The sequence below is a fragment of the Flavobacterium sp. U410 genome (assembly GCF_053570605.1).
In genome coordinates this window covers 30,691-50,864 of sequence record NZ_JBSEFI010000022.1, presented here as the reverse complement: position 1 = coordinate 50,864, position 20,174 = coordinate 30,691, and the positions used below count along the sequence as shown (strand labels likewise).

General features: G+C 33.6%; 23 protein-coding genes. 8 read left to right on the top strand and 15 right to left on the bottom strand.

Annotated elements, in window-relative coordinates; genetic code table 11:
• Positions 1–42: 42 nt before the first annotated feature.
• The 6 genes from ACUSJC_RS13965 to ACUSJC_RS13940 all read right to left on the bottom strand — a co-directional run bounded on the left by ACUSJC_RS13965 (position 43) and on the right by ACUSJC_RS13940 (position 5,037).
• Positions 43–1,482 carry a nucleoside recognition domain-containing protein gene (locus ACUSJC_RS13965; RefSeq protein ID WP_449270177.1) on the bottom strand — a complete coding sequence of 480 codons (1,440 nt, stop codon included), beginning with the start codon at positions 1,480–1,482 and terminating at the stop codon, positions 43–45.
• A gap of 136 nt (positions 1,483–1,618) precedes the next feature.
• Entirely contained in the window at positions 1,619–1,942 is a 324-nt protein-coding gene (locus ACUSJC_RS13960; protein ID WP_449270176.1) for a GIY-YIG nuclease family protein, read from the bottom strand.
• A gap of 75 nt (positions 1,943–2,017) precedes the next feature.
• Complete coding sequence (locus tag ACUSJC_RS13955) at positions 2,018–2,731, bottom strand: 3'-5' exonuclease (protein WP_449270175.1); 714 nt, start codon at positions 2,729–2,731, stop codon at positions 2,018–2,020.
• A gap of 58 nt (positions 2,732–2,789) precedes the next feature.
• Positions 2,790–3,947: a serine hydrolase domain-containing protein gene (locus ACUSJC_RS13950; RefSeq protein WP_449270174.1), complete on the bottom strand. Its 1,158-nt coding sequence runs from the start codon at positions 3,945–3,947 to the stop codon at positions 2,790–2,792.
• A 79-nt stretch (positions 3,948–4,026) separates the two neighbouring features.
• The gene (locus ACUSJC_RS13945) at positions 4,027–4,497 is read right to left on the bottom strand and encodes a methylated-DNA--[protein]-cysteine S-methyltransferase (protein ID WP_449270173.1); all 471 of its coding nucleotides are present in this window, start codon (positions 4,495–4,497) and stop codon (positions 4,027–4,029) included.
• A gap of 66 nt (positions 4,498–4,563) precedes the next feature.
• Positions 4,564–5,037, bottom strand: a complete 474-nt coding sequence (locus ACUSJC_RS13940) for a DUF1573 domain-containing protein (protein ID WP_449270172.1) — start codon at positions 5,035–5,037, stop codon at positions 4,564–4,566.
• A 114-nt stretch (positions 5,038–5,151) separates the two neighbouring features.
• Here ACUSJC_RS13940 and ACUSJC_RS13935 point away from each other — a divergent pair, with 114 nt between their 5' ends.
• Entirely contained in the window at positions 5,152–6,423 is a 1,272-nt protein-coding gene (locus ACUSJC_RS13935; RefSeq protein ID WP_449270171.1) for a sensor histidine kinase, read from the top strand.
• Positions 6,416–7,099, top strand: coding sequence for a response regulator transcription factor (locus ACUSJC_RS13930; protein WP_449270170.1), 684 nt, complete (start codon positions 6,416–6,418; stop codon positions 7,097–7,099). The genes ACUSJC_RS13935 and ACUSJC_RS13930 overlap by 8 nt, the downstream gene beginning before the upstream one ends.
• A 4-nt stretch (positions 7,100–7,103) precedes the next feature.
• On the opposite strand, the gene ACUSJC_RS13925 is transcribed toward ACUSJC_RS13930, so the two are convergent.
• Entirely contained in the window at positions 7,104–7,511 is a 408-nt protein-coding gene (locus ACUSJC_RS13925; protein WP_449270169.1) for a c-type cytochrome, read from the bottom strand.
• Positions 7,512–7,663: 152 nt separating this feature from the next.
• On the opposite strand from ACUSJC_RS13925, the gene ACUSJC_RS13920 reads away from it, so the two are divergent.
• Together ACUSJC_RS13920 and ACUSJC_RS13915 are read left to right on the top strand one after the other, a co-directional pair.
• A complete protein-coding gene (locus ACUSJC_RS13920; RefSeq protein WP_449270168.1) occupies positions 7,664–8,656 on the top strand; it encodes an HU domain-containing protein in 993 nt (330 codons plus the stop codon).
• Positions 8,657–8,774: 118 nt separating this feature from the next.
• Positions 8,775–9,287: an acyl-CoA thioesterase gene (locus tag ACUSJC_RS13915; protein ID WP_449270167.1), complete on the top strand. Its 513-nt coding sequence runs from the start codon at positions 8,775–8,777 to the stop codon at positions 9,285–9,287.
• A gap of 126 nt (positions 9,288–9,413) precedes the next feature.
• Here ACUSJC_RS13915 and ACUSJC_RS13910 read toward each other — a convergent pair whose 3' ends face one another.
• Together ACUSJC_RS13910 and ACUSJC_RS13905 are read right to left on the bottom strand one after the other, a co-directional pair.
• Entirely contained in the window at positions 9,414–10,037 is a 624-nt protein-coding gene (locus ACUSJC_RS13910) for a hypothetical protein (RefSeq protein WP_449270166.1), read from the bottom strand.
• Position 10,038: 1 nt separating this feature from the next.
• Positions 10,039–10,374 carry a PadR family transcriptional regulator gene (locus ACUSJC_RS13905; RefSeq protein WP_449270165.1) on the bottom strand — a complete coding sequence of 112 codons (336 nt, stop codon included), beginning with the start codon at positions 10,372–10,374 and terminating at the stop codon, positions 10,039–10,041.
• A gap of 255 nt (positions 10,375–10,629) precedes the next feature.
• Between ACUSJC_RS13905 and ACUSJC_RS13900 the strand changes: the two genes are divergently transcribed.
• On the top strand, positions 10,630–11,682 hold the full coding sequence (locus ACUSJC_RS13900; RefSeq protein WP_449270164.1) for a 2Fe-2S iron-sulfur cluster-binding protein: 1,053 nt from the start codon (positions 10,630–10,632) through the stop codon (positions 11,680–11,682).
• 12 nt (positions 11,683–11,694) lie between these two features.
• Here ACUSJC_RS13900 and ACUSJC_RS13895 read toward each other — a convergent pair whose 3' ends face one another.
• Positions 11,695–12,732 (bottom strand): glycosyltransferase family 9 protein, encoded by a 1,038-nt coding sequence (locus ACUSJC_RS13895; RefSeq protein ID WP_449270163.1) that lies wholly within the window; start codon positions 12,730–12,732, stop codon positions 11,695–11,697.
• A gap of 7 nt (positions 12,733–12,739) precedes the next feature.
• A complete protein-coding gene (locus tag ACUSJC_RS13890) occupies positions 12,740–13,345 on the bottom strand; it encodes a DUF4254 domain-containing protein (RefSeq protein ID WP_449270162.1) in 606 nt (201 codons plus the stop codon).
• Between the two features lie 70 nt (positions 13,346–13,415).
• On the opposite strand from ACUSJC_RS13890, the gene upp reads away from it, so the two are divergent.
• Positions 13,416–14,069 carry a uracil phosphoribosyltransferase gene (gene upp / locus ACUSJC_RS13885; RefSeq protein ID WP_449270161.1) on the top strand — a complete coding sequence of 218 codons (654 nt, stop codon included), beginning with the start codon at positions 13,416–13,418 and terminating at the stop codon, positions 14,067–14,069.
• Here the strand turns inward: upp and ACUSJC_RS13880 are convergent.
• A complete protein-coding gene (locus tag ACUSJC_RS13880) occupies positions 14,064–14,993 on the bottom strand; it encodes a DUF6427 family protein (protein ID WP_449270160.1) in 930 nt (309 codons plus the stop codon). The genes upp and ACUSJC_RS13880 overlap by 6 nt on opposite strands.
• 46 nt (positions 14,994–15,039) lie before the next feature.
• On the opposite strand from ACUSJC_RS13880, the gene ACUSJC_RS13875 reads away from it, so the two are divergent.
• A complete protein-coding gene (locus tag ACUSJC_RS13875) occupies positions 15,040–15,270 on the top strand; it encodes a DUF6341 family protein (protein ID WP_449270159.1) in 231 nt (76 codons plus the stop codon).
• Positions 15,271–15,329: 59 nt separating this feature from the next.
• Here ACUSJC_RS13875 and purD read toward each other — a convergent pair whose 3' ends face one another.
• Positions 15,330–16,601 carry a phosphoribosylamine--glycine ligase gene (purD, locus tag ACUSJC_RS13870; RefSeq protein ID WP_449270158.1) on the bottom strand — a complete coding sequence of 424 codons (1,272 nt, stop codon included), beginning with the start codon at positions 16,599–16,601 and terminating at the stop codon, positions 15,330–15,332.
• 132 nt (positions 16,602–16,733) lie between these two features.
• On the opposite strand from purD, the gene ACUSJC_RS13865 reads away from it, so the two are divergent.
• Entirely contained in the window at positions 16,734–18,044 is a 1,311-nt protein-coding gene (locus tag ACUSJC_RS13865) for a phenylacetate--CoA ligase family protein (RefSeq protein ID WP_449270157.1), read from the top strand.
• A gap of 17 nt (positions 18,045–18,061) precedes the next feature.
• Here ACUSJC_RS13865 and ACUSJC_RS13860 read toward each other — a convergent pair whose 3' ends face one another.
• A complete protein-coding gene (locus ACUSJC_RS13860; RefSeq protein ID WP_449270156.1) occupies positions 18,062–18,811 on the bottom strand; it encodes a glycosyltransferase family 2 protein in 750 nt (249 codons plus the stop codon).
• The gene (locus tag ACUSJC_RS13855; RefSeq protein WP_449270155.1) at positions 18,811–20,169 is read right to left on the bottom strand and encodes an undecaprenyl-phosphate glucose phosphotransferase; all 1,359 of its coding nucleotides are present in this window, start codon (positions 20,167–20,169) and stop codon (positions 18,811–18,813) included. The genes ACUSJC_RS13860 and ACUSJC_RS13855 overlap by 1 nt, the downstream gene beginning before the upstream one ends.
• Between the last annotated feature and the right edge of the window lie 5 nt (positions 20,170–20,174).

Sequence of the window (20,174 nt, the reverse complement as noted above, 5' to 3'; positions counted from 1 at the left end):
TCAAGTTACATACCTACAAGGTTCGGGAAACCTTGCAGGAAATCAAAAAAACCAACTTGCCACAAAAATAGCTGTTAACACACAAATTAAATCAACTAGTAACATCATCCAAAGCGTGTAACGCGTATCCTTGATATTTACCGAACCAAAGTAAACTGCAATAACATAAAACGTGGTTTCGGCACTACACTGAAAAATACAACTCAAACGTCCGGCAAAAGAATCGGGACCATACACACGCATAGCATCAATCATAAATCCGCGCGAACCACTAGATGCAAACGGACGCAACATGGCAACCGGCAATGAATCGATAATTTCTTTATGTACGCCTAAATGCGAGAAAACGAAAGCAATTCCGTGACTTATCAATTCAAACAAACCGCTGTTTCTAAACAAAGAAATTGCGACTAACATTCCCATTACATAAGGAAAAATCATCGCTCCGGTTTTTAATCCGTTGTTGGCTCCAACTACAAAAGTGTCGAACAAATTGGTGTTTTTTTCAATAAACTTCTTCTCATTTACAAATGAAAAAACCAACGTAAAACCAATAATTACCAATAATAAAACACCTGATAAATTCGCTGTAAAATAATTTTTACCGATTAAATCTAAAGTATTTACGTAAAATAACAACCCTACAATTGCTCCAATCAACGCCATCAATCCTGCTAATAACGAAGCACTTTTAAAGTTGATACGTTGCTTTATACCGACTAAAATAAATGCAGCAATGGTTCCTACAAAAGACGTAATGATACAAGGTAACATGACATCGGCTGGATTGGCAGCATTTTCGGCAGCGCGATATCCAATAATTGATGTTGGAATTAACGTTAAACCGGCTGCATGCAAACACATAAACATAATTTGTGCATCACTCGCTTTGTCTTTATCGGGATTAATTTCTTGCAGTTTTTCCATGGCTTTTAATCCAAATGGTGTAGCCGCAGAATCGAGCCCTAGAAAGTTGGCCGCAAAATTCAAAGTCATATAAGAAATAGACTCGTGATTTTTTGGAATGGAAGGGAAAATTTTGGCAAATGCCGGACTCAAATAACCAGCTAATTTTTCAGAAGCTCCTGAAATAATAAGCAATTCCATAATTCCGCAGAAAAAAGATAAATAGGCAATCAATGGAAGAATTAAATCCAATAAACTGCTTTTTGCCATAGGCAACAAACCATTAGCTTGCTGTTTTCCGCTGTAGATTTTTACCGTTTGCTTGTTGTAAACATACGTTGTATCAGCATCAGAAGTGACTTTGTTTAAAACATACTCCTTGTTCTCTGAGGCTTGTAAACTGTCTTGAACAAATTTTGGGATTTCGTTTAAATACTTTTCACCAATTAAAAGCGGTTCACCTTGTTCGCCATTTAATACGTAATCAATAGAATAATACTGATTGGTAAACAACCCTGTGATAATAAATGCAATAGAACAAACGAATATAACGAGCCAAAATCTGCTTAAAACCATGTTTTTTTCTTCTCGACTCCGCTCGAGGTGACACTATCACTCGACTAAAGTCTTATTAGATTAATACTTAATTATAAACTTCTCGACTCCGTTCAAAGTGAAAACAAGAACTTATTTATTCTTACTCTATGTCAGGTCAAGCGGAGTCGAGACCCTTATTTTTAAAATGTGAATTATTTTTACATTCTGAAAGCAAAGGTAATAAATCATAATCATCATTAATCAATGCTTCTTTCTTAGCTTTACTCCATTTCTTTATTTTCTTTTCAAAATAAATAGCTTGGTTAGGCTCAACAAAATCTTGATCACAAACTAGTTTAACAGGTCTTCTCCTAAAAGTGTATGCATCAGAATCTGTTCCAATATTATGTTGCATAACTCTTTGTTCTAAATTTGGATGTAAAACCAACAAATAGGTTTCATCTGAACATTTTAGTATGTAAACATAATATAACTTCATAATTTTTGTATTCTCGACTCCATTCGAACTGACAAAGCTCTCTTCATATTGTCACATCGATCTTAATCGAGATATTTAAACATGCGTAATCTCATCTTCAATTAATAAATCTTCTCTACGGAAGCGAAGGAAAATTTGAGCTACAGCAATAACATCTTTTTCGCAATAGGTTATGATGCGATCGATATCTTTTTCAATGTAAAACACTCGGGCAACTTCGCTACCGTCGATATCGTCTTTTGGTGATGGAACGCCTAATACTTTGGTCAACAATTTCAGCGAGGTAAAGTGTTTATAATCACCAAATTTCCACAATTCTAAAGTATCCAAATGAGGAACTTCCCATGGTTTCTTCCCAAATAAATTGAGTTTATCGGGCAAAGCAATTCCGTTGATAATCATTCGGCGCGCAATAAAGGGAATATCAAATTCCTTAGCGTTATGTCCGCATAAAACATGAGCTGCCGAGCCAAAATGATTGTTCAGTGTATTAGAAAAGTCTTGTAAAATTTTGGGTTCTTCTCCCCAAAAACTGGTCACTCTGAAATTTCGGATATCGGCTTTATTGGTAAAATAGCCAACAGAAATACAAATAATTTTTCCAAACTCAGCCCAAATGCCCGCGCGTTCATAAAAATCTTCGGCAGTAACCTCATCCCGACGTTGATATTGCGTTTTTTGCTCCCACAATTTTTGTGTTTCATCATCCATTCCCATATACGAATCGTATTGCGGAACGGTTTCTATATCTAAAAATAGAATGTTGTTGAGTTGAATTTTTTCGAGCATAATTTTTATAGTTGATGTTAATTCTATTCTCTTTCTTCTTTTCTCTATTTTCTGTCGTCTATTTTCTTTCTGCTAACATCTTATACGCTTCGTCTACATAAACATACAAATCATTACTATGTGGATCTTCTTTAGTTTGCAATCCTTTTAAATGTCCTAAACGAACAATAATTACATTGTCTTCCGGAATTACAATAACGAACTGTCCTAAATGTCCACGCATATAATATAATTTCTTACCGCTAACAGTATGCAACCACCAACCGTAACCATATTGCGGACTTTCAGTAAAACGTGGGGTTACACATTTTTGAACAAAAGCAGAATCTAAAATTTGTTTTCCGTTCCAATTTCCATCTTGTTTCATCAGTTTTCCAAAACGTGCAAAATCGCGTGCGTTACTCGCAAAGCAACAATACGCTTTTTCAATTCCGTCGCCTTCATGATCTAATTGCCAAAACGCTTCATTTTCAGCACCTAAAGGTTTCCAAAATTTCTCTGAAACGTAATCCGAAAGATATTTGCCCGTTGCTTTTTCAATACACATGGCTAACAATTCGGTTGCACCGCTTAAATATTCAAACGATTGTCCCGGCTTTTTATTGACTTCTAATCCTAAAATCACTTTCTTTAAATCATCGTCAAAATAGGCACGAGTAACTATTGAAAATGGACTATAATAATGTTCGTCCCAACTTAATCCTGATGCCATTGATGATAAATCACCTACTGTTACTTCTTTGGCAAACTCTCCTTTTAATTCCGGAAAAAAATCAGCTACTTTTTGATCTAAACTGGTAATTTTTCCTTCCATAATTGCTTTTCCTAAAGCCAAGGTTACAATACTTTTGGCCATTGAAAAGGAATTAGATTTTGAATCTTTTCCGTAGCCATCATAATAACTTTCGTGCCAAATACTATCATTTTTAATAATCATATAAGCAACCGTTTGCAATTCCTTATGTGTTTTTTCCAGAGTTTCTGTAACCGGAACCGAATTATAATCTTTGGCTATTGCCCAAGGTTGAGCAGTTCCGTTTTTCACTTCCCTGTTAGGAAAATAATGATAGTCGTCTAAAAAAGCCGTATTATGACCATTAAGATAAACCGTTCGAACCGCTCTAAAAAGATAATCGACATCAAAAATATACATTAGAGCCACTAAAATTAAGATTGGAATAATAGCCCATTTTGTTAGTTTGTTGAGAAACTTCATATTTTAGGAAAGTTATAGGTTCGTTAGTATACGAATGTACTAATTTTTTGATTGAATTGAAATGAGTTGAAATGAGAATTTAGAATAGCGTTTGCTGTTTTTGTCCCAATTCGTGTTCCAATAACCATTGCTTGCGCCAAAGTCCTCCGGCATAACCCGTCAGCGATCCGTCAGAACCAATAACCCGATGACAAGGAACAACAATCCAAAGCGGATTTTTTCCGTTAGCAGAAGCAACTGCTCGAATAGCTTTAACATCACCTAACTTTTTAGAAAGTTCTAAATAAGAAGTTGTTTTTCCATAAGGGATATTCAAAAGTTCTTGCCAAACCTTTTGTTGAAATTCAGTTCCTGAAGGATTCAATTTGAAATCAAAAGTTTTTCTAGTTCCCGCAAAATATTCTTGAAGTTGCATCATTGCCTGAAGTAAACTTTCTGGGATTTTGGAAGAAACAGATTCTTCATAACCAATAGAGATTTCGGAAATTCCATCTTGATCTCCTACTATTTTAGCAATGCCCAATGGTGTTTCAAAAAAAGCGTATTCCATAAAAATAAAAAACCACCTTAAAAACTAAGGTGGCTTTCGTAAAGATATTAAAAAGTTGTTTTTAATTTACTTCAATAAGATTGATTTTTCTTCAGATTCAGGTTTTTTAACTGTTCCTTTGATGATTAACACTTTTGGAGCAGCACCTTCTTCGTTAGTAGTTACTGTAACTGTTTTGTGGAAATTTCCTGGAGCAGCCGCATTGTAAGTTGCTGTAACAGTCCCTTTTTCACCTGGTTTTACAGGAGTTTTTGTATAATTGGTTGCAGTACATCCACAAGAAGCTTTTACATTTGTCAACAAAACTGTTTGTTTTGAAGTGTTCGTAAAAGTAAATTCATAAGAAACTGGTTTTCCTTTTTCAATTTCACCAAATTCATGAGTTTCAGTTTCCCATTTTAATTCAGATGGTTTTGTAGGTTTAGCTGCTGTCGTAGCTGCCGGTTTTTGCTGAACCTCTAATTTTTTAGCCTGTGGTGTTTGAGCAATTGATAATGCTGAAACAAATAAAGCAACAATTGATAATTTTAATGCTTTCATATTTACAATTTTTAGTTATTATTAATTTTGTTTCACAAATTTAAAAAAACAAATAGTAGATTTGTTGTTAATCAAAATGTAATGATTGTTAATGACTTGTTAACAGGTGTGTAAATGAAGTTAAGCAAACTCAATATTGTAATATTTATCGGATTTTTAGCAATAATAGGCGTCCTTATTATGCAACTTTTTTTATTGAGTCAGGCTTTTAGATTTGAAAAAAGAGAACTTGATGATAAAATTCATTTTGCCTTGCAAGATGTAGTCAAAAAAATTTATAGTGATAATCAATCCAATCTTCCGATTACCAACCAGATTAAAAAAGTTTCTGACAACTATTATATTGTAAATGTTAACGATGTTTTTGAAAACAACATTTTAGAACACTATCTAAAAACAGAATTTAATAAAGTAAAACTTGATCAGGATTTTGAATATGCCATTTACAATTGCGCTACCGATGATATGTTGTATGGTAATTACATTTCTGCAAACGGAGAAACGGAAAAGAAATGCAAAGACTGTTTTACTAAAAACAATGAGCTTATCTATTATTTTGCCATTCGTTTTCCCAAACTAAAACAAACCTATGTTCTCAACTTACAACAATATTGGATTTTTACTTTTGTTCTGGTTATTGTTTTAATTATATATGTGTATTCTGTCATTTTACTGCTCAAGCAAAAACATTACACTGCTTTACAAAATGACTTTATCAATAACATGACGCATGAATTCAAAACGCCTTTGTCTTCTATTTTAATTGCTTCCAATTATGCTCATTCTCAAAAAGAAATCATCGAAAACAAAAAACTAAGCCGTTACATTCAAATCATTATTGATCAGAGTAATAAGCTGAACCAACACATAGAACAGATTTTATCATTAGCAAAAGCCGATAGTAATCAAATACAATTGCAAAAAGACTGGGTTGAGATACAAAAAACTCTTGATCTTGTTAAAGAAAATATCGGTTTAAAACATCATAAAAATGTACTGTTTCACTTTAAGGAAACTCAAAATCATAAAATATTTGCTGATGTTTTTCACTTTTATAATTTACTTTTTAATTTAGCGGATAATGCCGTTAAATATGGAAATGACCATCCTGAAATTTCAGTCTCTGTTCAAAAAGAGATTAAAAATTATGTCCTGACGATTTGTGATAACGGACCGGGAATTCCCAAAGAAGATTTGCCTTTTATTTTTGATAAATTTTATCGCGTGAGTCGAAAAAATAACGAAGAGATTGAAGGTTTTGGAATCGGGTTAGCTTATGTTAAAAAAATTTGTGATTTACATCACTGGAAAATAAATGCTGTAAATTCCGGAACCGGACTTTGTATTGAAATAAAAATACCTCTTAAATATCTTAGCAATGGATAAGAAAAAAATACTATATGTAGAAGATGATGAAACTTTAGCTTTTTTAACAGCTGATAATTTGGAACAACATTTTGAAGTAGTTCATTGCAGTAATGGGAAAAAAGCCTTGGATCTTTTTTCTCAACAAGATTTTGATTTATGTGTTTGCGATATTATGCTGCCTGAAATGAACGGTTTTGAGTTGGTTGCTAATATTCGTAAACGAAATGGTGATATTCCTATCATACTTCTTTCTGCTAAAACCATGAAAGAAGATCGAATCAAAGGTTTGAAGTTAGGTGCCGATGATTATTTAGTAAAGCCTTATTCGATTGAAGAATTGATTTTAAAAATAGAGATATTTTTAACCCGAAGTCAAAAAAATAACGAAAAAACCTCTAAAAACTATAGTTTCGGTTCTTTTGATTTTGAACCCGAAAATTATATTCTGCACAAAGGAGAAAAAACTATTTCTTTAACCGAAAGAGAGGCCGCATTATTAAAACTTTTTTTAGACAATCCGAATGCTGTTTTGAAAAGAGAAAAAATATTAACTTCTTTATGGGGTACAGATGATTATTTTTCAGGTAGAAGTCTAGATGTTTTTATTTCGCGTTTGCGAAAAATTATAAAAGAAGAAACCCACGTACGAATTGAAAACATTCCGCGCGTAGGTTTTAAAATGGTTTTGGAATAAAAAATTAAAAACTTTCGATATACGCTTCTAAAGCTTTTAATTCTTCCTCCTTCATTTGTTTTGTAATGGCAAAATTGGCTTTCATCACTTCAAACTGAGTAGGGTCAACTAGAGGCTCAGCTTCTCCTTTTAGAAAAGTAACAATGCTTGCACCTTTTTCTTTATAGGTTGCCGAGATATCTTTTAAACTCGGGCCAACTACTTTAGTCGAAGGTTGATGACAAGCTACACAAGTTCCTTTGCCTTCAAAAATTTCCTTTCCTTGATCTACCAAAGGATTAGTCTCAGTAGTTGTTTCTGTTGTAGCTGATTCTTCAGTTGATTTCCCAAAGGGTTCTGCTTCTTTTTTATCGCCACAACTAACCAATGCCAAAACGGCTATAGCAGCGAATCCTAATTTAACTTTTTTCATTTTGTTTTGTATTTTGCAAACTAACACTCAAAAATAACAACTATTCCTTTAACCGAAAGTGACTTTTGTCACACATTGCACTATTTTAAGATTGTTAATAAAATTTGTTGATAAAATTTTGAAGTGCATATTGTTTGCTTAAATTTGTGTTTATGATGATTGACAAATACATATCCGATTTACTGTATCGCTATCAGTGTGTTACTATTCCCGGTTTTGGTGCATTTATTACAGAAATAGCATCAGCTCAGGTTAGCGGTAGCGCTTCAACTTTTCTTCCGCCAAGAAAATTGGTTTCCTTTAATCCTAACATTAAAAATAATGATGGATTATTAGCCCATCATATTGCGCAACAGGAAAAAATTTCTTTTGAAAAAGCAACTGAAGTTATTGCTCAAAAAGCGGCTTTCTGGACTGGCGAGTTACAACAACGCAATAGTGTTTCTTTTCCAAATGTAGGAACAATTAATGCTATGGGCGAAGAACTAAATTGGGTTTTTACTCCGGTAAATTCAGTCAACTATCTTACGAGTTCTTTTGGATTAACAAGCTTTGTTTCGCCTGAAATTAAACGCGAAGTTTTCAAATCTTTAGAAGAACAACCTGTTATTGCTAAAATTACAGCTGAACCAAAAATTGTTGAAACTAAAGTTGAAGAGCCTAAAGTTGTTCCGTTAGAAACAGTAGCTTCAACACCCAACAAATCTTTTGGTTGGGCAAAATACGCTGTGGCTTCTGTGATGTTGCTTTCCGTAATGGGAACGTATGGTTACAAAATGTATTACGATCAGCAGATAGAAGCACAAACACTTTTAGTACAAAAACAAGTACAAGAAGAAGTTCATAAGAAGATTCAGGAAGCTACTTTTATGATCGATGTTCCTTCGGTAAATGTTGAATTGGCTGTAGCCGAAGAAAAAATGCCGTACCACTTAATCGCCGGAGCTTTTAGAAGTGACGAAAATGCAGACAAGGCAGTAAATCTATTAAAAGAGCAAGGTTTTAAAGCGCATAAATTAGAGCGTAACAAATATGATTTGGTTCCCGTGGCTTATGGAAGTTATAGCACTTTAGAAGAAGCGGAAGCCGAAAAATCAAAGCTTCAGAAAGAAGTTAATGCCGAAGCTTGGTTATTTATTGAGTAAAACCTATCTATATATTTTGTATGTAAAAGAGGCTGACTGAAATATTTTTAGACAGCCTCTTTTATTTTTACTGATTTTAACTATTCAATCCATTTTTTATCTTTGTGCTATGAGAACTATGCAACCTAAAAAACCTTCTGAATCGGTTACTATTTTAACTGATTTAGTTTTACCGGGCGAAACCAACCCTTTCAACAACATGTTTGGTGGTGAGCTTTTGGCACGTATGGATCGTGCGGCAAGTATTACCGCTAGTCGTCATTCAGGACGCGAATGTGTAACGGCTTCTGTAAATCACGTGGCTTTTAACAGACCTATTCCTTTGGGTGACATTGTTTCTGTAGAAGCTAAGGTCTCAAGAACTTTTAATACATCGTTAGAAATTTTTATTGACGTATGGACCGAAGACCGAAAATCAGGTATTAAAGTAAAAGCAAATGAAGCTATTTATACTTTTGTAGCTCTTGATGATGATGGAAAACCTACTCAAATTCCTGTTTTAATTCCCGAAACAGTACTGGAAAAACAACGCTACGAAGCGGCACTAAGACGTAAACAATTAAGTTTGATCCTTTCGGGAAAAATGAAACCAAGCGAAGCAACAGAATTGAAAGCTTTGTTTTCGGAATAAAAAATTGTCATTCTATTTGTTTAAATAAACTAATTTTAGAATGACAATCTCTTTATTTTCACACTCAGGATAAGTTTTCCTTTAAATACTAATTTGTTTCAATAGTATAAAATATATAAAGTATTTTCATTGAAATAACACTTTATTTTTCTTCTTAAATTTTAAAACCTCTTTTACAAAGAAAAGAACATAACCCACAAACAAATAACTAAAAAACAGAACGACAAATAAGCTCGGATTCTTGTCGTCAGCTAAAGGCATCAAAAAAATCTGCAAATAATAAATGAGTGCAAAAACACCACTTAAACGCTCCAATCCATAGTATCTCTTCCTTAAAATCAGATGAAAATACAAAAGCTGAATTACCGCAAAAACAATAACGGCACAATAGAAAAAATGTCGAAAAGTAAAATCTTCCGAAAAGAAAGTAAAAACAGGTATTTTCCTTAGAACCAAATAAATTCCCAAACCAACAATCAGTTGTAACGGATGAATTAAAAACTTTAAAAAGTTCAAAATGGTTTCCTTAGAGTATAAGGACCAAAATTTATCATTTTTCAGTAACTCCTTTTTATTCAACATCATGTATTCCTTAAAAGCCTCGTAAAAATCAAGCGATTCTTCTTCCATTTTTTTCTCCACCGCAGTTGCCACGTGATCCAACATTTCCACACGAACGTCATAATAAAAAACGCCACTATTCTGCAAATATTTATCTATAAAAACTATATTTTCTTTCGTTAACTTCATCTCAATAACTCAATTTAGGATTCACAATAGTTTGCATGTTCCTAATAAATTCTTCCAATTCAGCTAATCGATTGACCGTTTCCTCCGAACCTTTTTCCGTCAACTTGTAATACTTTCGCAAGCGATTATCCACCTTCTCCACTTCCACGTCCAGCAATCCTTCCGCTTCCAGTTTGTGCAACGCCGGATACAAAGCGCCTTCCGTAATATGAAGTTCCCCTTTGGTAATTTCCTTCACCCGTTGCGTAATCTCATATCCATACATTCTGCCGTTTTCCTCCAGCAGCTTCATAATAATGGTGTTCAAACTTCCTTTGTACAATTGCGAATTCTTCATCTCTATTCTCTTTTGGGCGTTCCCCTTCGGGTCGGGCTGTCCGCTATATTTCTGTTTTGTACAACTCTGTCATCTCGAGCGAAGTCGAGAGACAAGAAGCTTCACAAAACAAAAGATGCCGCTTCCATCCCTAACGCGAAACAAATATATACATAAAAAACTTATGTATAATATTCTTAGGTATACTTTTCTGATAATTATCATATAATAAAAAAATAGATTCCTTAATTTTGCGGTTCCAAAAAAAACAACTCAATGTCGTCATTTTATAAACTCAGTATAAAAGAAGTAAGAAGAGAAACGCCTCAAGCAGTTTCTATTTCTTTTAATATTCCTGCCGAATTAAAAGAGCATTACGCTTTTACAGCGGGACAGTATGTAACCGTAAAATTAACACTAGACGGACAAGAAATTCGTCGTGCCTACTCTATTTGTTCATCACCAAAAAGTGGTGAATTGCGTATTGCTGTTAAAGCCATTCCCAACGGATTGTTTTCGTCATTTGCTAACAAAAAATTAGCCGCCGGAAACGTTTTAGAAGTAAGCCAACCCGAAGGTAAATTTACCTTTGAACCTAACGCCGACAAACAACGCAATTTAGCAGCATTTGCAGCCGGTAGTGGAATTACGCCTATTTTGGCTATCATTAAAACGGTTTTAGAAGAAGAACCTCGCAGTTCATTTGTTTTACTATACGGAAACAAAACCTCGGAAGAAACTATTTTCCACGAAGAAATTGCGCAATTACAACAACAATACTTAAGTCGTTTCTTTGTACATTATGTGTACAGTCAGGCTAACATTGAAGGTGAACACTTCGGTCGTATCGATAAACCGAATATCAACTTCATTCTTCGCAACAAACACAGCGAAAAAACCTTTGATAAGTTCTTCCTTTGCGGACCGGAGGAAATGATTAAAACGGCAAACGAAGTTTTAAAAGAAAATCACGTTCCTGAAAAAAGCATCAAATACGAATTATTTACAACTGCCGACACAGGTAACGAAGCCGTAGAAAACTTAGAAGGTAAAACTAAAATCACGGTTTTACTGGACTATGAAGAAACTACTTTTGAAATGGATAAAAGTCAAACGCTTTTAGATGCAGCAGTTAAAAAAGGCTTAGATGCTCCTTATTCTTGTCGTGGGGGTGTTTGCAGTAGCTGTATTGCCCGCATTAAAAAAGGAACAGCCGAAATGAAGAAAAACGAAATCTTAACCGATAAAGAAGTTGCACAGGGGTTAACCTTAACTTGTCAAGCGCATCCAACTTCCAGTGAAATCGAAATTGATTTTGACGATGTATAAAAGAAAAGGAGCTTAATTAAGCTCCTTATTTATTTTATCTATAACTGTTTCTGGTAAAATGCTTCGCATTGCATCTTCATAACCTTCCACTTTTTTATTTCCATAAACAGATGTTGGTAACAACGGATATTGAGTTCTATCAGCAGTGATACAAAAATCATACGGTTGATTAAAAGGCTTAAATCCTGCATACGGATGTGTAGCGCCCCAAAGGGTAATTACTTTTATGCCCAACATAGCTGCAATATGAGCATTACCACTATCCATTGAAAGCATTATATCTAAATTGGAAATCAAATCTAATTCTTGTTGAAACTTCAATTTTCCGGCAACCACCACCACATTTTCATGTTGGTTTCGCAACTGATTTAACTTTTTAATTTCTGCTTCGCCCCCACCAAATAAAAAGACTTTTTGATGGGTATTTTCAGCTAAACCATTAATTACTGTTTGCATTAAGTCTTGCGGATACACTTTGGTTTCATATTGTGCAAAAGGTGCAATTCCAATCCATTTTTGAGCTTTTTCTCCCGTAATTTCAAGAATTTCATTTGAAAGTTGTGCTTTTTGGGGAAAGACTGGATTTTCTAAAGCAATGGGAAAACCTAATTTTTCAAAGGTTTCCACATGTCTTTCAAACATTGATTTCACTAGTGCAAAAACTTTGTTTTCCGCTCGTGTTAACGCTTTTTTATCGGCTCTGCCTTTATCAGTTGCAGCGACTTTCTTTCCGCTTAGTGCAAATAAAGTCCGTACCACTTTTGAGCGTAATACATTGTGCAGATCCGCAACGGCATCAATCTTTAATTGGCACAAATCGAAAAACAAACGCAATAACCCTACAAAACCTTTATGCCGCCCTTTTACATCAACACCGAAAAAAGTGACATTCGAAATTCCATCAAAAAAAGGCGCAAAAAACGGTCGGGAAACCACTGTGATTTTAACTTCGGGATATTGCAAAGAAAAAGCTCTCAACACGGGAACCGTCATTGCGACATCGCCCATAGCTGAGAGCCTGATAACTAAAATATGTTTAGGCTTAGCCATCCAATATTTACTTCTTATTTTGATACAACACCGGATTCAATTCCTCGTCGTTGTACATTTTCATTTGTTTGTACACCTTCATGTATTTGTCTCCGTTCTCAATATCTGTCAACAATTCGTTAATAGAAGTGTACATATCACTTTTTTGCTCCAAAAGAACATTCAGTTTTTCCTGACATTTTGCACGGTGCTCTGCTGTAGCTTCTTCACGATTAGCTTCTTCGCTCATGTGGTAAATCTTTAAAGCCAAAATAGACAAACGGTCAATGGCCCAAGCCGGACTTTCCGTATTGATTTTAGCATTCGGTTTTACCTGAACATCCTTGTATTTTTGAAGAAAGTAGCTGTCAATAAATTCTACCATATCCGTACGAACCTGGTTTGAAGCATCTATCTTGCGTTTTAGGTCTAATGCTGCCACCGGATCAATTTGCGGATCACGAATAATGTCTTCATAATGCCACTGTACTGTATCTACCCAATTTTTAGCATATAATAAATATTCTATAGTGCCTTTTTCATACGGATTCTTAACCGGTTGGTACACATCGTCAATTATATGATAGTCTTTAATAGCTTGTTCAAAGATGGGAAAAGCAAATTCTGCAAACATGATTTTAAATTTTATTTACAAATATAGTTTTTATACTTTTATCCTAGAAACATTTCATAAATTTTGACTTATGCATATCCATTATATTTCAGAACAAAACAGTATTTTAAATCATTTTTTAACGCAATTACGTGATGTTACCATTCAAAAAGACAGCATGCGTTTTCGTAAAAACATAGAACGCATAGGCGAAATTATGGCTTACGAATTGAGTAAAACCTTAGATTATAAAAATATTGATGTTCAAACACCTTTAGGAATTAAAAGTACGACAACTATCGCGGAACCTGTAGTTTTGTGTTCTATTCTAAGAGCTGGTTTGGCCTTACATCAAGGTTTTATGAACTTTTTTGACGATGCAGAAAACGGATTTGTATCGGCTTATCGCCATCATTATAACAACGATGATCAATTTGAAATTTTGGTGGAATATCAAGCGGCTCCATCTTTTGAAGGCAAAAATTTAATTTTAATCGACCCGATGTTGGCAACTGGTCAATCATTAGTGGCTGTTTTAAACCAATTACATTTGGAACAAAAACCGAAAGAAATTCACATTACTGTTGTTATTGCAGCTCCGGAAGGCATTGCTTTTCTTGAAGAAAATCTTCCTGAAAATTGTCATTTGTGGGTAGCAGCTTTGGACGAAAAACTGAACGATAAAAAATATATTGTTCCGGGACTAGGCGATGCCGGCGATTTAGCTTACGGAAGCAAGTTATAAAGACGCTACAAAAAATACAATTCCTAAAAGGAGTAAAACATCAAAAACGACTTCTTTTAGGATTTTGTTCTCTATTCCTTCAAAAAAATTGGCTCCCATAATAGAAAGAGGTGCTAAACTAAAAATCAAACAGCTGTTATTCTTATTAGCCGAAAACACATAAATAGCAATCCCTAATAAAAATGAAAAAATCAATTTTTTAAAGGACGATTTCATGTTTAACGGTTTTCCTTGCAACGTGAAAATCATATTGATGAAAAACAATAAGGCAACCGAAGAAAATAACGCCAACGCAATATTTTGATAAATACTTTCGAAATACGTAAAATCAAAACTAAAAAAAGATTGGTTTAACAAATGCGGTAACAATTGGTTGTCCATCATCAAGTTAACCATCGAAAACAAAACCCCAACAGTAAAAAAAGCAATAAAAGGGATAATCCAATTGCGATAATCACCCGCAGCATGCAAAATAATAGCTATAAACACTAAAGCGATATACAGAATACTCCAAAAGTGAAAAAGAGTTGCCAAAAATATCCAAAAGGACGCATCAAAAATTTTTTCTTTCGTGGCAATTAAAGACTTTATGGAAATCAATCGCCTAAGTGCTAAAAGCAAAAAAAGATTAGAAATTAGAATCTCTCCATTTTCAAAAGTCTTCGGAAAAAATAAGATAAAAATAAAGAAAAGTGCAACGGCATAATTGTTTCCTTTAGTCAAACTATTCTTTACAGCAATAAAATCGACCAACGCAACACTAAAGCCTAACACAAAAAAATACAACACAAAATATCCTATAGAATGTAGTCCGTCAGTAAAAAGTTGATTGAAGAAAAAGTATAAAAATGAGGTTACAAGTAAGGCAGCACCTAGTAATAAATAATTTAACGGCCTAGTTTTATTAAAAATACTTGTAATCATCAGGATATTTTATATTTTTGTGGTGTAAATATAATACATTATCAAGATGAAATCATTATTTGAGGCTATACAATCATTGTTTGTTGATTTTTTACTTAAACCTTATGATGCATTAAGAGCACTAGAATTAGAAAACTGGTGGGCTGCTAACACAATTAACTGGATTTTTATGATCATTTGTTGTGTAGCTTTTGCTTATTGGATGAAACAATTAAGTATTTTCAAAGCAAACAACGAAGACGAGCAAGATACAACTGCTCACTCTTTCTTGAAATAATTATAGAAAAAGTCCCGAATGAATCATTCGGGACTTTTTTTATGGTTTTGGTTTAACCTTTACAAGTCAAAACCAATATCTTTTCTAAAGTACATTTTATCGAAAGCAATTTTGTCAATACTTTGGTATGATTGTGCAATAGCTTCTTGATACGTTTCTCCATAAGAGGTAACCGCTAAAACACGCCCTCCATTAGTCACTACTTCCCCATCTTTTAAAGCAGTTCCTGCATGGAAAACTATTGAATTTGTTACCTTTTCGATTCCTGTAATAACTTTTCCTTTCTCATAATCTTCCGGATATCCACCAGAAACCATCATAATTGTAGTCGCAGCTCTTTCGTCAATTTCTAAAGTAACTTTGTCCAATTCTTGTTTAGCCATTGCTTCAAAAATTTCAACTAAATCACTTTTTAAACGTGGCATTACTACTTCTGTTTCCGGATCACCCATACGAACATTGTATTCAATTACAAACGGATCATCGCCAACTTTAATTAAACCAATGAACACAAATCCTGTGTAATCGATATTGTCTTTTTGCAAACCAGCAACTGTTGGTTTTACAACTCTATCTTCAATTTTAGCTAAAAATTCAGGTGTTGCAAACGGAACCGGAGAAACTGCTCCCATTCCACCGGTATTTAAACCTGTATCACCTTCGCCAATTCTTTTGTAATCTTTCGCTGTTGGTAGAATTTTATACGATTTACCATCCGTTAAAACGAAACAACTTAATTCTATTCCGCTTAAGAATTCTTCGATGACAACTTTAGCACTAGCTGATCCAAATTTAGCATCAACCAACATATTTTTTAATTCCGCTTTTGCTTCTGCCAAATCGTTCAAAATCAAAACGCCTTTTCCAGCGGCTAAACCATCTGCTTTTAAAACATAAGGTGCGCTTAACGTTTCAAGAAAAGCATAGCCTTTTTCAACTGTTTCAGCTGTAAAACTTTCGTAACGAGCGGTTGGAATATTGTGTTTCACCAAAAATTCTTTGGCAAACTCTTTACTTCCTTCTAATTGTGCTCCATATTTTGAAGGTCCGATAACAGGAATTGAAGCCAATTCAGCATCGTTTTTGAAAAAATCATAAACCCCATTTACCAAAGGATCTTCCGGACCTACCACCACCATTTCGATTTTTTCTGTTAAAACCAATTGTTTTACAGCTTCAAAATCGTTTGGGTTAAGGGCTACATTTTTAGCTATTAGTGCTGTTCCTGCATTTCCCGGTGCAACAAAAAGTTGGCTACATTTATCACTTTGTAACATTTTCCAAGCCAATGCATGCTCGCGGCCACCAGAACCTAAAAGAAGAATATTCATATTGTTGTGTTGTTTTTAATCTGAATGGTTCAGATAGTGTTGTTAATTCTCTGCAAAAATACATTTTCTAAAGAAGAAAGAGAAAAGAATTTTTTTGCTATAATTTTTATATTTTTGAACAAATCCAAAGCAATGCTGAAACTATTCGATCTTAGCTTACAATTAAACGGCTTTCCTATTGCCAAAGCACAAGAAGAGTTTGCTTCATTTGTAGCCGTTCCAGCAGCTGAATACCCTGATTTTGTTGAAAACCGAAAACAAGCTATTGTCGATTTTCATCTGAAACACAATCCTTTTTACAAAAATTTAGTGGGCAACAAAACGATTGCTTCTTGGAACGATTTGCCGGTTTTGACTAAAAAACATCTTCAAAAACCTTTAGCAGAAAGACTTTCTGAAGGTTATACAGAAAAAACTGTTTTTGTGAATAAAACTTCGGGTTCAAGCGGCGATCCTTTTATTTTTGCTAAAGATAAACAAGCACATGCTTTAACGTGGTCTTCTATTATTTACCGTTTTAGTTGGTTTGGTGTTGATTTTAATTCATCATATCAAGCTCGGTTTTATGGCATTCCATTAGATAAAATAGGGTATTATAAAGAACGTTTCAAAGATTTTTTGAGCCGAAGATACCGTTTTCCTATTTTTGATTTATCAGATAAAGTTTTGGAAGGTGTTTTGGAACATTTTAAAACCAAAAAATTTGACTACATCAATGGTTATACGAGTTCGATAGTTTTGTTTGCCAAATTTTTACAACAGCACAACATCATTTTAACGGATGTTTGTCCGACCTTAAAAGTCTGTATGGTAACTTCGGAAATGTTGTTTGAAGAAGACAAAAAATTGCTAGAAACGTATTTGGGAATTCCCATCGTCAATGAATATGGCGCTTCGGAATTGGATTTAATTGCGTTTCAAAATCCGCAAGGTGAATGGCAAGTGAACAGCGAAACCTTATTTGTGGAAATTTTGGACGAAAACAATCAACCGGTTCCAAATGGCACGGAAGGGAAAGTAGTTATTACTTCCTTAGACAATAAAGCACATCCTTTTATTCGTTATGAAATTGGCGACGTGGGAATTTTGGACGAAAGAAGCACCGCTAAAAAACCGATTCTAAAAAAATTAGTCGGAAGAACCAGTGATGTTGCTTTACTACCAAGCGGAAAAAAATCGCCCGGACTGACTTTTTACTATGTAACCAAAAGCATTATTGAAGACGACGGCAATGTAAAGGAATTTATTGTGCGCCAAAAAACATTGGATTCTTTTGAAATTGATTATGTAAGCGAAAACGAATTGACGTTAGAACAAATAGCCGAAATTGAAAACGCGATTGCCAAATACTTGGAACCCGGATTGCATTTTACCTATAATAGAAAAGACGTTTTGAAACGAACCGCAAGAGGAAAATTGAAACAATTTCAATCGGATTTATAAATCTTTCGCGACAAATATTAATTTCTATATTTTAAAAATCCTCGATACATCCAATGCAACATATAATAAACAGATTGGAAGATATTTAATTTTTCTACCTGTCGATAGAATTGCCATTGGTATTTAATCAAATCTGATTTTTTACGAGAAAGTGAGTTCTCTCTGATCCTGTAAATAGCTTGTGGTTCTTGAATTCCATAAGCAAATGGAATTTCTTTTAAATATTGGAGCCAAAGTCCCATATCCTGACGTTTCCTAATAACAGGCATAAACTTCTTTCCTAGAGTTTTCACATCTAAAAAAGCGGTCAAACAACTAATCGAATTTGACTTTAAAATATCTGTATATGTTACGTTTTGAGGAACAATAAAATCGGAATATACAAATTCAAGTTGTTCATTGCCTCTTCTATAGGAAGAAAATACAAATGGAATATTTGTTTCTTGAATGGTTGCAATACTGGTTTCTATAAACTTAGGAAACCAGATGTCGTCAGCGTCTAGAAAGGTTATATAATCTCCTTTTGCTTTTTCTATACCTGTATTTCTTGCTATAGCTGGTCCGGAATTCTGATTTAATTTATAAAAATGAATACGTTGATCTTTTTCTTTTAATGAAACAACAATGTTTTCTGTTTCATCAGAAGAACCATCATCAATAATTATCATTTCCCAGTTGTCATGGGTCTGATCCTGAACAGAACGGATTGTTTCAGCAATATACTTAGCTGAATTAAATGTGGGTGTTATGATGGAAACCAATTTCATTAGTATGCTTTTTCTTCGCCTTTAAAAATATTTATCACTGTTTGTATAATAATTTTAATATCTAAAAAAAAAGACCAGTTCTCGATATAAAAAACATCATATTTAATTCTGTTTATCATATCTTCATCAGTTTCAATTTCTCCTCTACAACCTTTTACTTGAGCTAGACCAGTAATACCTGGTTTAACATGGTGTCTTACCATATATTTTTTGATCCGTTTTCCGTAGTTTTTATTCTGCGTCCAAAGATGTGGTCTCGGCCCTACAATAGACATATCTCCCAATAAAACATTAAAGAATTGCGGTAATTCATCAATACTGGTTTTTCGAATAAATTTACCTATCCTTGTCACTCTTGGATCATTTCTTGAAGCCTCTTGCTCTGTCGTTTGATTTAATCTCATCGAACGAAATTTATAACATAAGAATTCATCTTCGTTTAAACCAGGTCGACTTTGTTTAAAAAAAATAGGTCCTTTTGATTCTAATAAAATTAACAATCCTAAAATTGGAGTCAACCAAGATAATAGAAATACTATTACAAATAAGGAAAATGATACATCAAAAAATCTTTTAAAAAGACTAGTATAATAATTGTCTAAAGGTGATTTTTCTAAAGAAAGTACGGGAAACATTTCAAAATGATTCACGCTCATGTTTTTTGAGAAAATCAATTTAGCATCCGGTATAAATTTTATCTCAACTTTATTTTCATCACAAAAATCAATTAATTCTTTTTGCTGCTCGTTTGTGATTTCATCTATAGAACAAAAAATCTCATCAATTTTCTCTTCGAAAACAAAAGTTTTTAATTCCGCTATTTTTCCCTTAATCAAATTATTTGTTTTTCTATCGGAAAAAAAACCTTTAAAAACATATCCATAGTCAGTTCTTGTTTCAAAAATTTTTTTCAAATCAAGAGCCTTACTGTTATACCCCACAATGATAATGTTTCTCAAATTATTACCTGTAATAATTCTGTATTTCTTGAGGTAATAAAAAAAAGCGGTTTTAAAAATCACAACCAGTAATGTAATTGAACTAATATAAAACGCTGTAGCTCTACCGCTAAAAATAGCAGACTTATAAAATGGGAAAAATGCGATTACCAAAAGTAAAAACAAAGCCATTTGCTTAACTATTTTTCCTAAAATTTCTGTATAGGGCGTAAATCTATAGATTTGATAGAACCTTATAAAAAAAGATAATATAGTCCAACTTAAAAACAAATAACAACCAAAAAAAATATCGTTTATCAATAGCTCATCCTTATAGAAAAAAGGAAAAAGTATTAGTATAGAACTAACATCTAACAAATAACTCAAAAGTCTTAAATATTTTGAATATCTTTTTTGCACTATTA

Coding starts and splice junctions, on each gene's coding strand:
- upp (WP_449270161.1), top strand. CDS start 13,416: ATGCATATCCATTATATTTCAGAACAAAACAGTATTTTAAATCATTTT.
- ACUSJC_RS13925 (WP_449270169.1), bottom strand. CDS start 7,511: ATGAAAAAAGTTAAATTAGGATTCGCTGCTATAGCCGTTTTGGCATTG.
- ACUSJC_RS13955 (WP_449270175.1), bottom strand. CDS start 2,731: ATGCTCGAAAAAATTCAACTCAACAACATTCTATTTTTAGATATAGAA.
- ACUSJC_RS13920 (WP_449270168.1), top strand. CDS start 7,664: ATGATGATTGACAAATACATATCCGATTTACTGTATCGCTATCAGTGT.
- ACUSJC_RS13915 (WP_449270167.1), top strand. CDS start 8,775: ATGCAACCTAAAAAACCTTCTGAATCGGTTACTATTTTAACTGATTTA.
- purD (WP_449270158.1), bottom strand. CDS start 16,601: ATGAATATTCTTCTTTTAGGTTCTGGTGGCCGCGAGCATGCATTGGCT.
- ACUSJC_RS13910 (WP_449270166.1), bottom strand. CDS start 10,037: ATGAAGTTAACGAAAGAAAATATAGTTTTTATAGATAAATATTTGCAG.
- ACUSJC_RS13865 (WP_449270157.1), top strand. CDS start 16,734: ATGCTGAAACTATTCGATCTTAGCTTACAATTAAACGGCTTTCCTATT.
- ACUSJC_RS13875 (WP_449270159.1), top strand. CDS start 15,040: ATGAAATCATTATTTGAGGCTATACAATCATTGTTTGTTGATTTTTTA.
- ACUSJC_RS13930 (WP_449270170.1), top strand. CDS start 6,416: ATGGATAAGAAAAAAATACTATATGTAGAAGATGATGAAACTTTAGCT.
- ACUSJC_RS13890 (WP_449270162.1), bottom strand. CDS start 13,345: ATGTTTGCAGAATTTGCTTTTCCCATCTTTGAACAAGCTATTAAAGAC.
- ACUSJC_RS13965 (WP_449270177.1), bottom strand. CDS start 1,482: ATGGTTTTAAGCAGATTTTGGCTCGTTATATTCGTTTGTTCTATTGCA.
- ACUSJC_RS13960 (WP_449270176.1), bottom strand. CDS start 1,942: ATGAAGTTATATTATGTTTACATACTAAAATGTTCAGATGAAACCTAT.
- ACUSJC_RS13895 (WP_449270163.1), bottom strand. CDS start 12,732: ATGGCTAAGCCTAAACATATTTTAGTTATCAGGCTCTCAGCTATGGGC.
- ACUSJC_RS13935 (WP_449270171.1), top strand. CDS start 5,152: ATGAAGTTAAGCAAACTCAATATTGTAATATTTATCGGATTTTTAGCA.
- ACUSJC_RS13860 (WP_449270156.1), bottom strand. CDS start 18,811: ATGAAATTGGTTTCCATCATAACACCCACATTTAATTCAGCTAAGTAT.
- ACUSJC_RS13880 (WP_449270160.1), bottom strand. CDS start 14,993: ATGATTACAAGTATTTTTAATAAAACTAGGCCGTTAAATTATTTATTA.
- ACUSJC_RS13950 (WP_449270174.1), bottom strand. CDS start 3,947: ATGAAGTTTCTCAACAAACTAACAAAATGGGCTATTATTCCAATCTTA.
- ACUSJC_RS13945 (WP_449270173.1), bottom strand. CDS start 4,497: ATGGAATACGCTTTTTTTGAAACACCATTGGGCATTGCTAAAATAGTA.
- ACUSJC_RS13940 (WP_449270172.1), bottom strand. CDS start 5,037: ATGAAAGCATTAAAATTATCAATTGTTGCTTTATTTGTTTCAGCATTA.
- ACUSJC_RS13905 (WP_449270165.1), bottom strand. CDS start 10,374: ATGAAGAATTCGCAATTGTACAAAGGAAGTTTGAACACCATTATTATG.
- ACUSJC_RS13900 (WP_449270164.1), top strand. CDS start 10,630: ATGTCGTCATTTTATAAACTCAGTATAAAAGAAGTAAGAAGAGAAACG.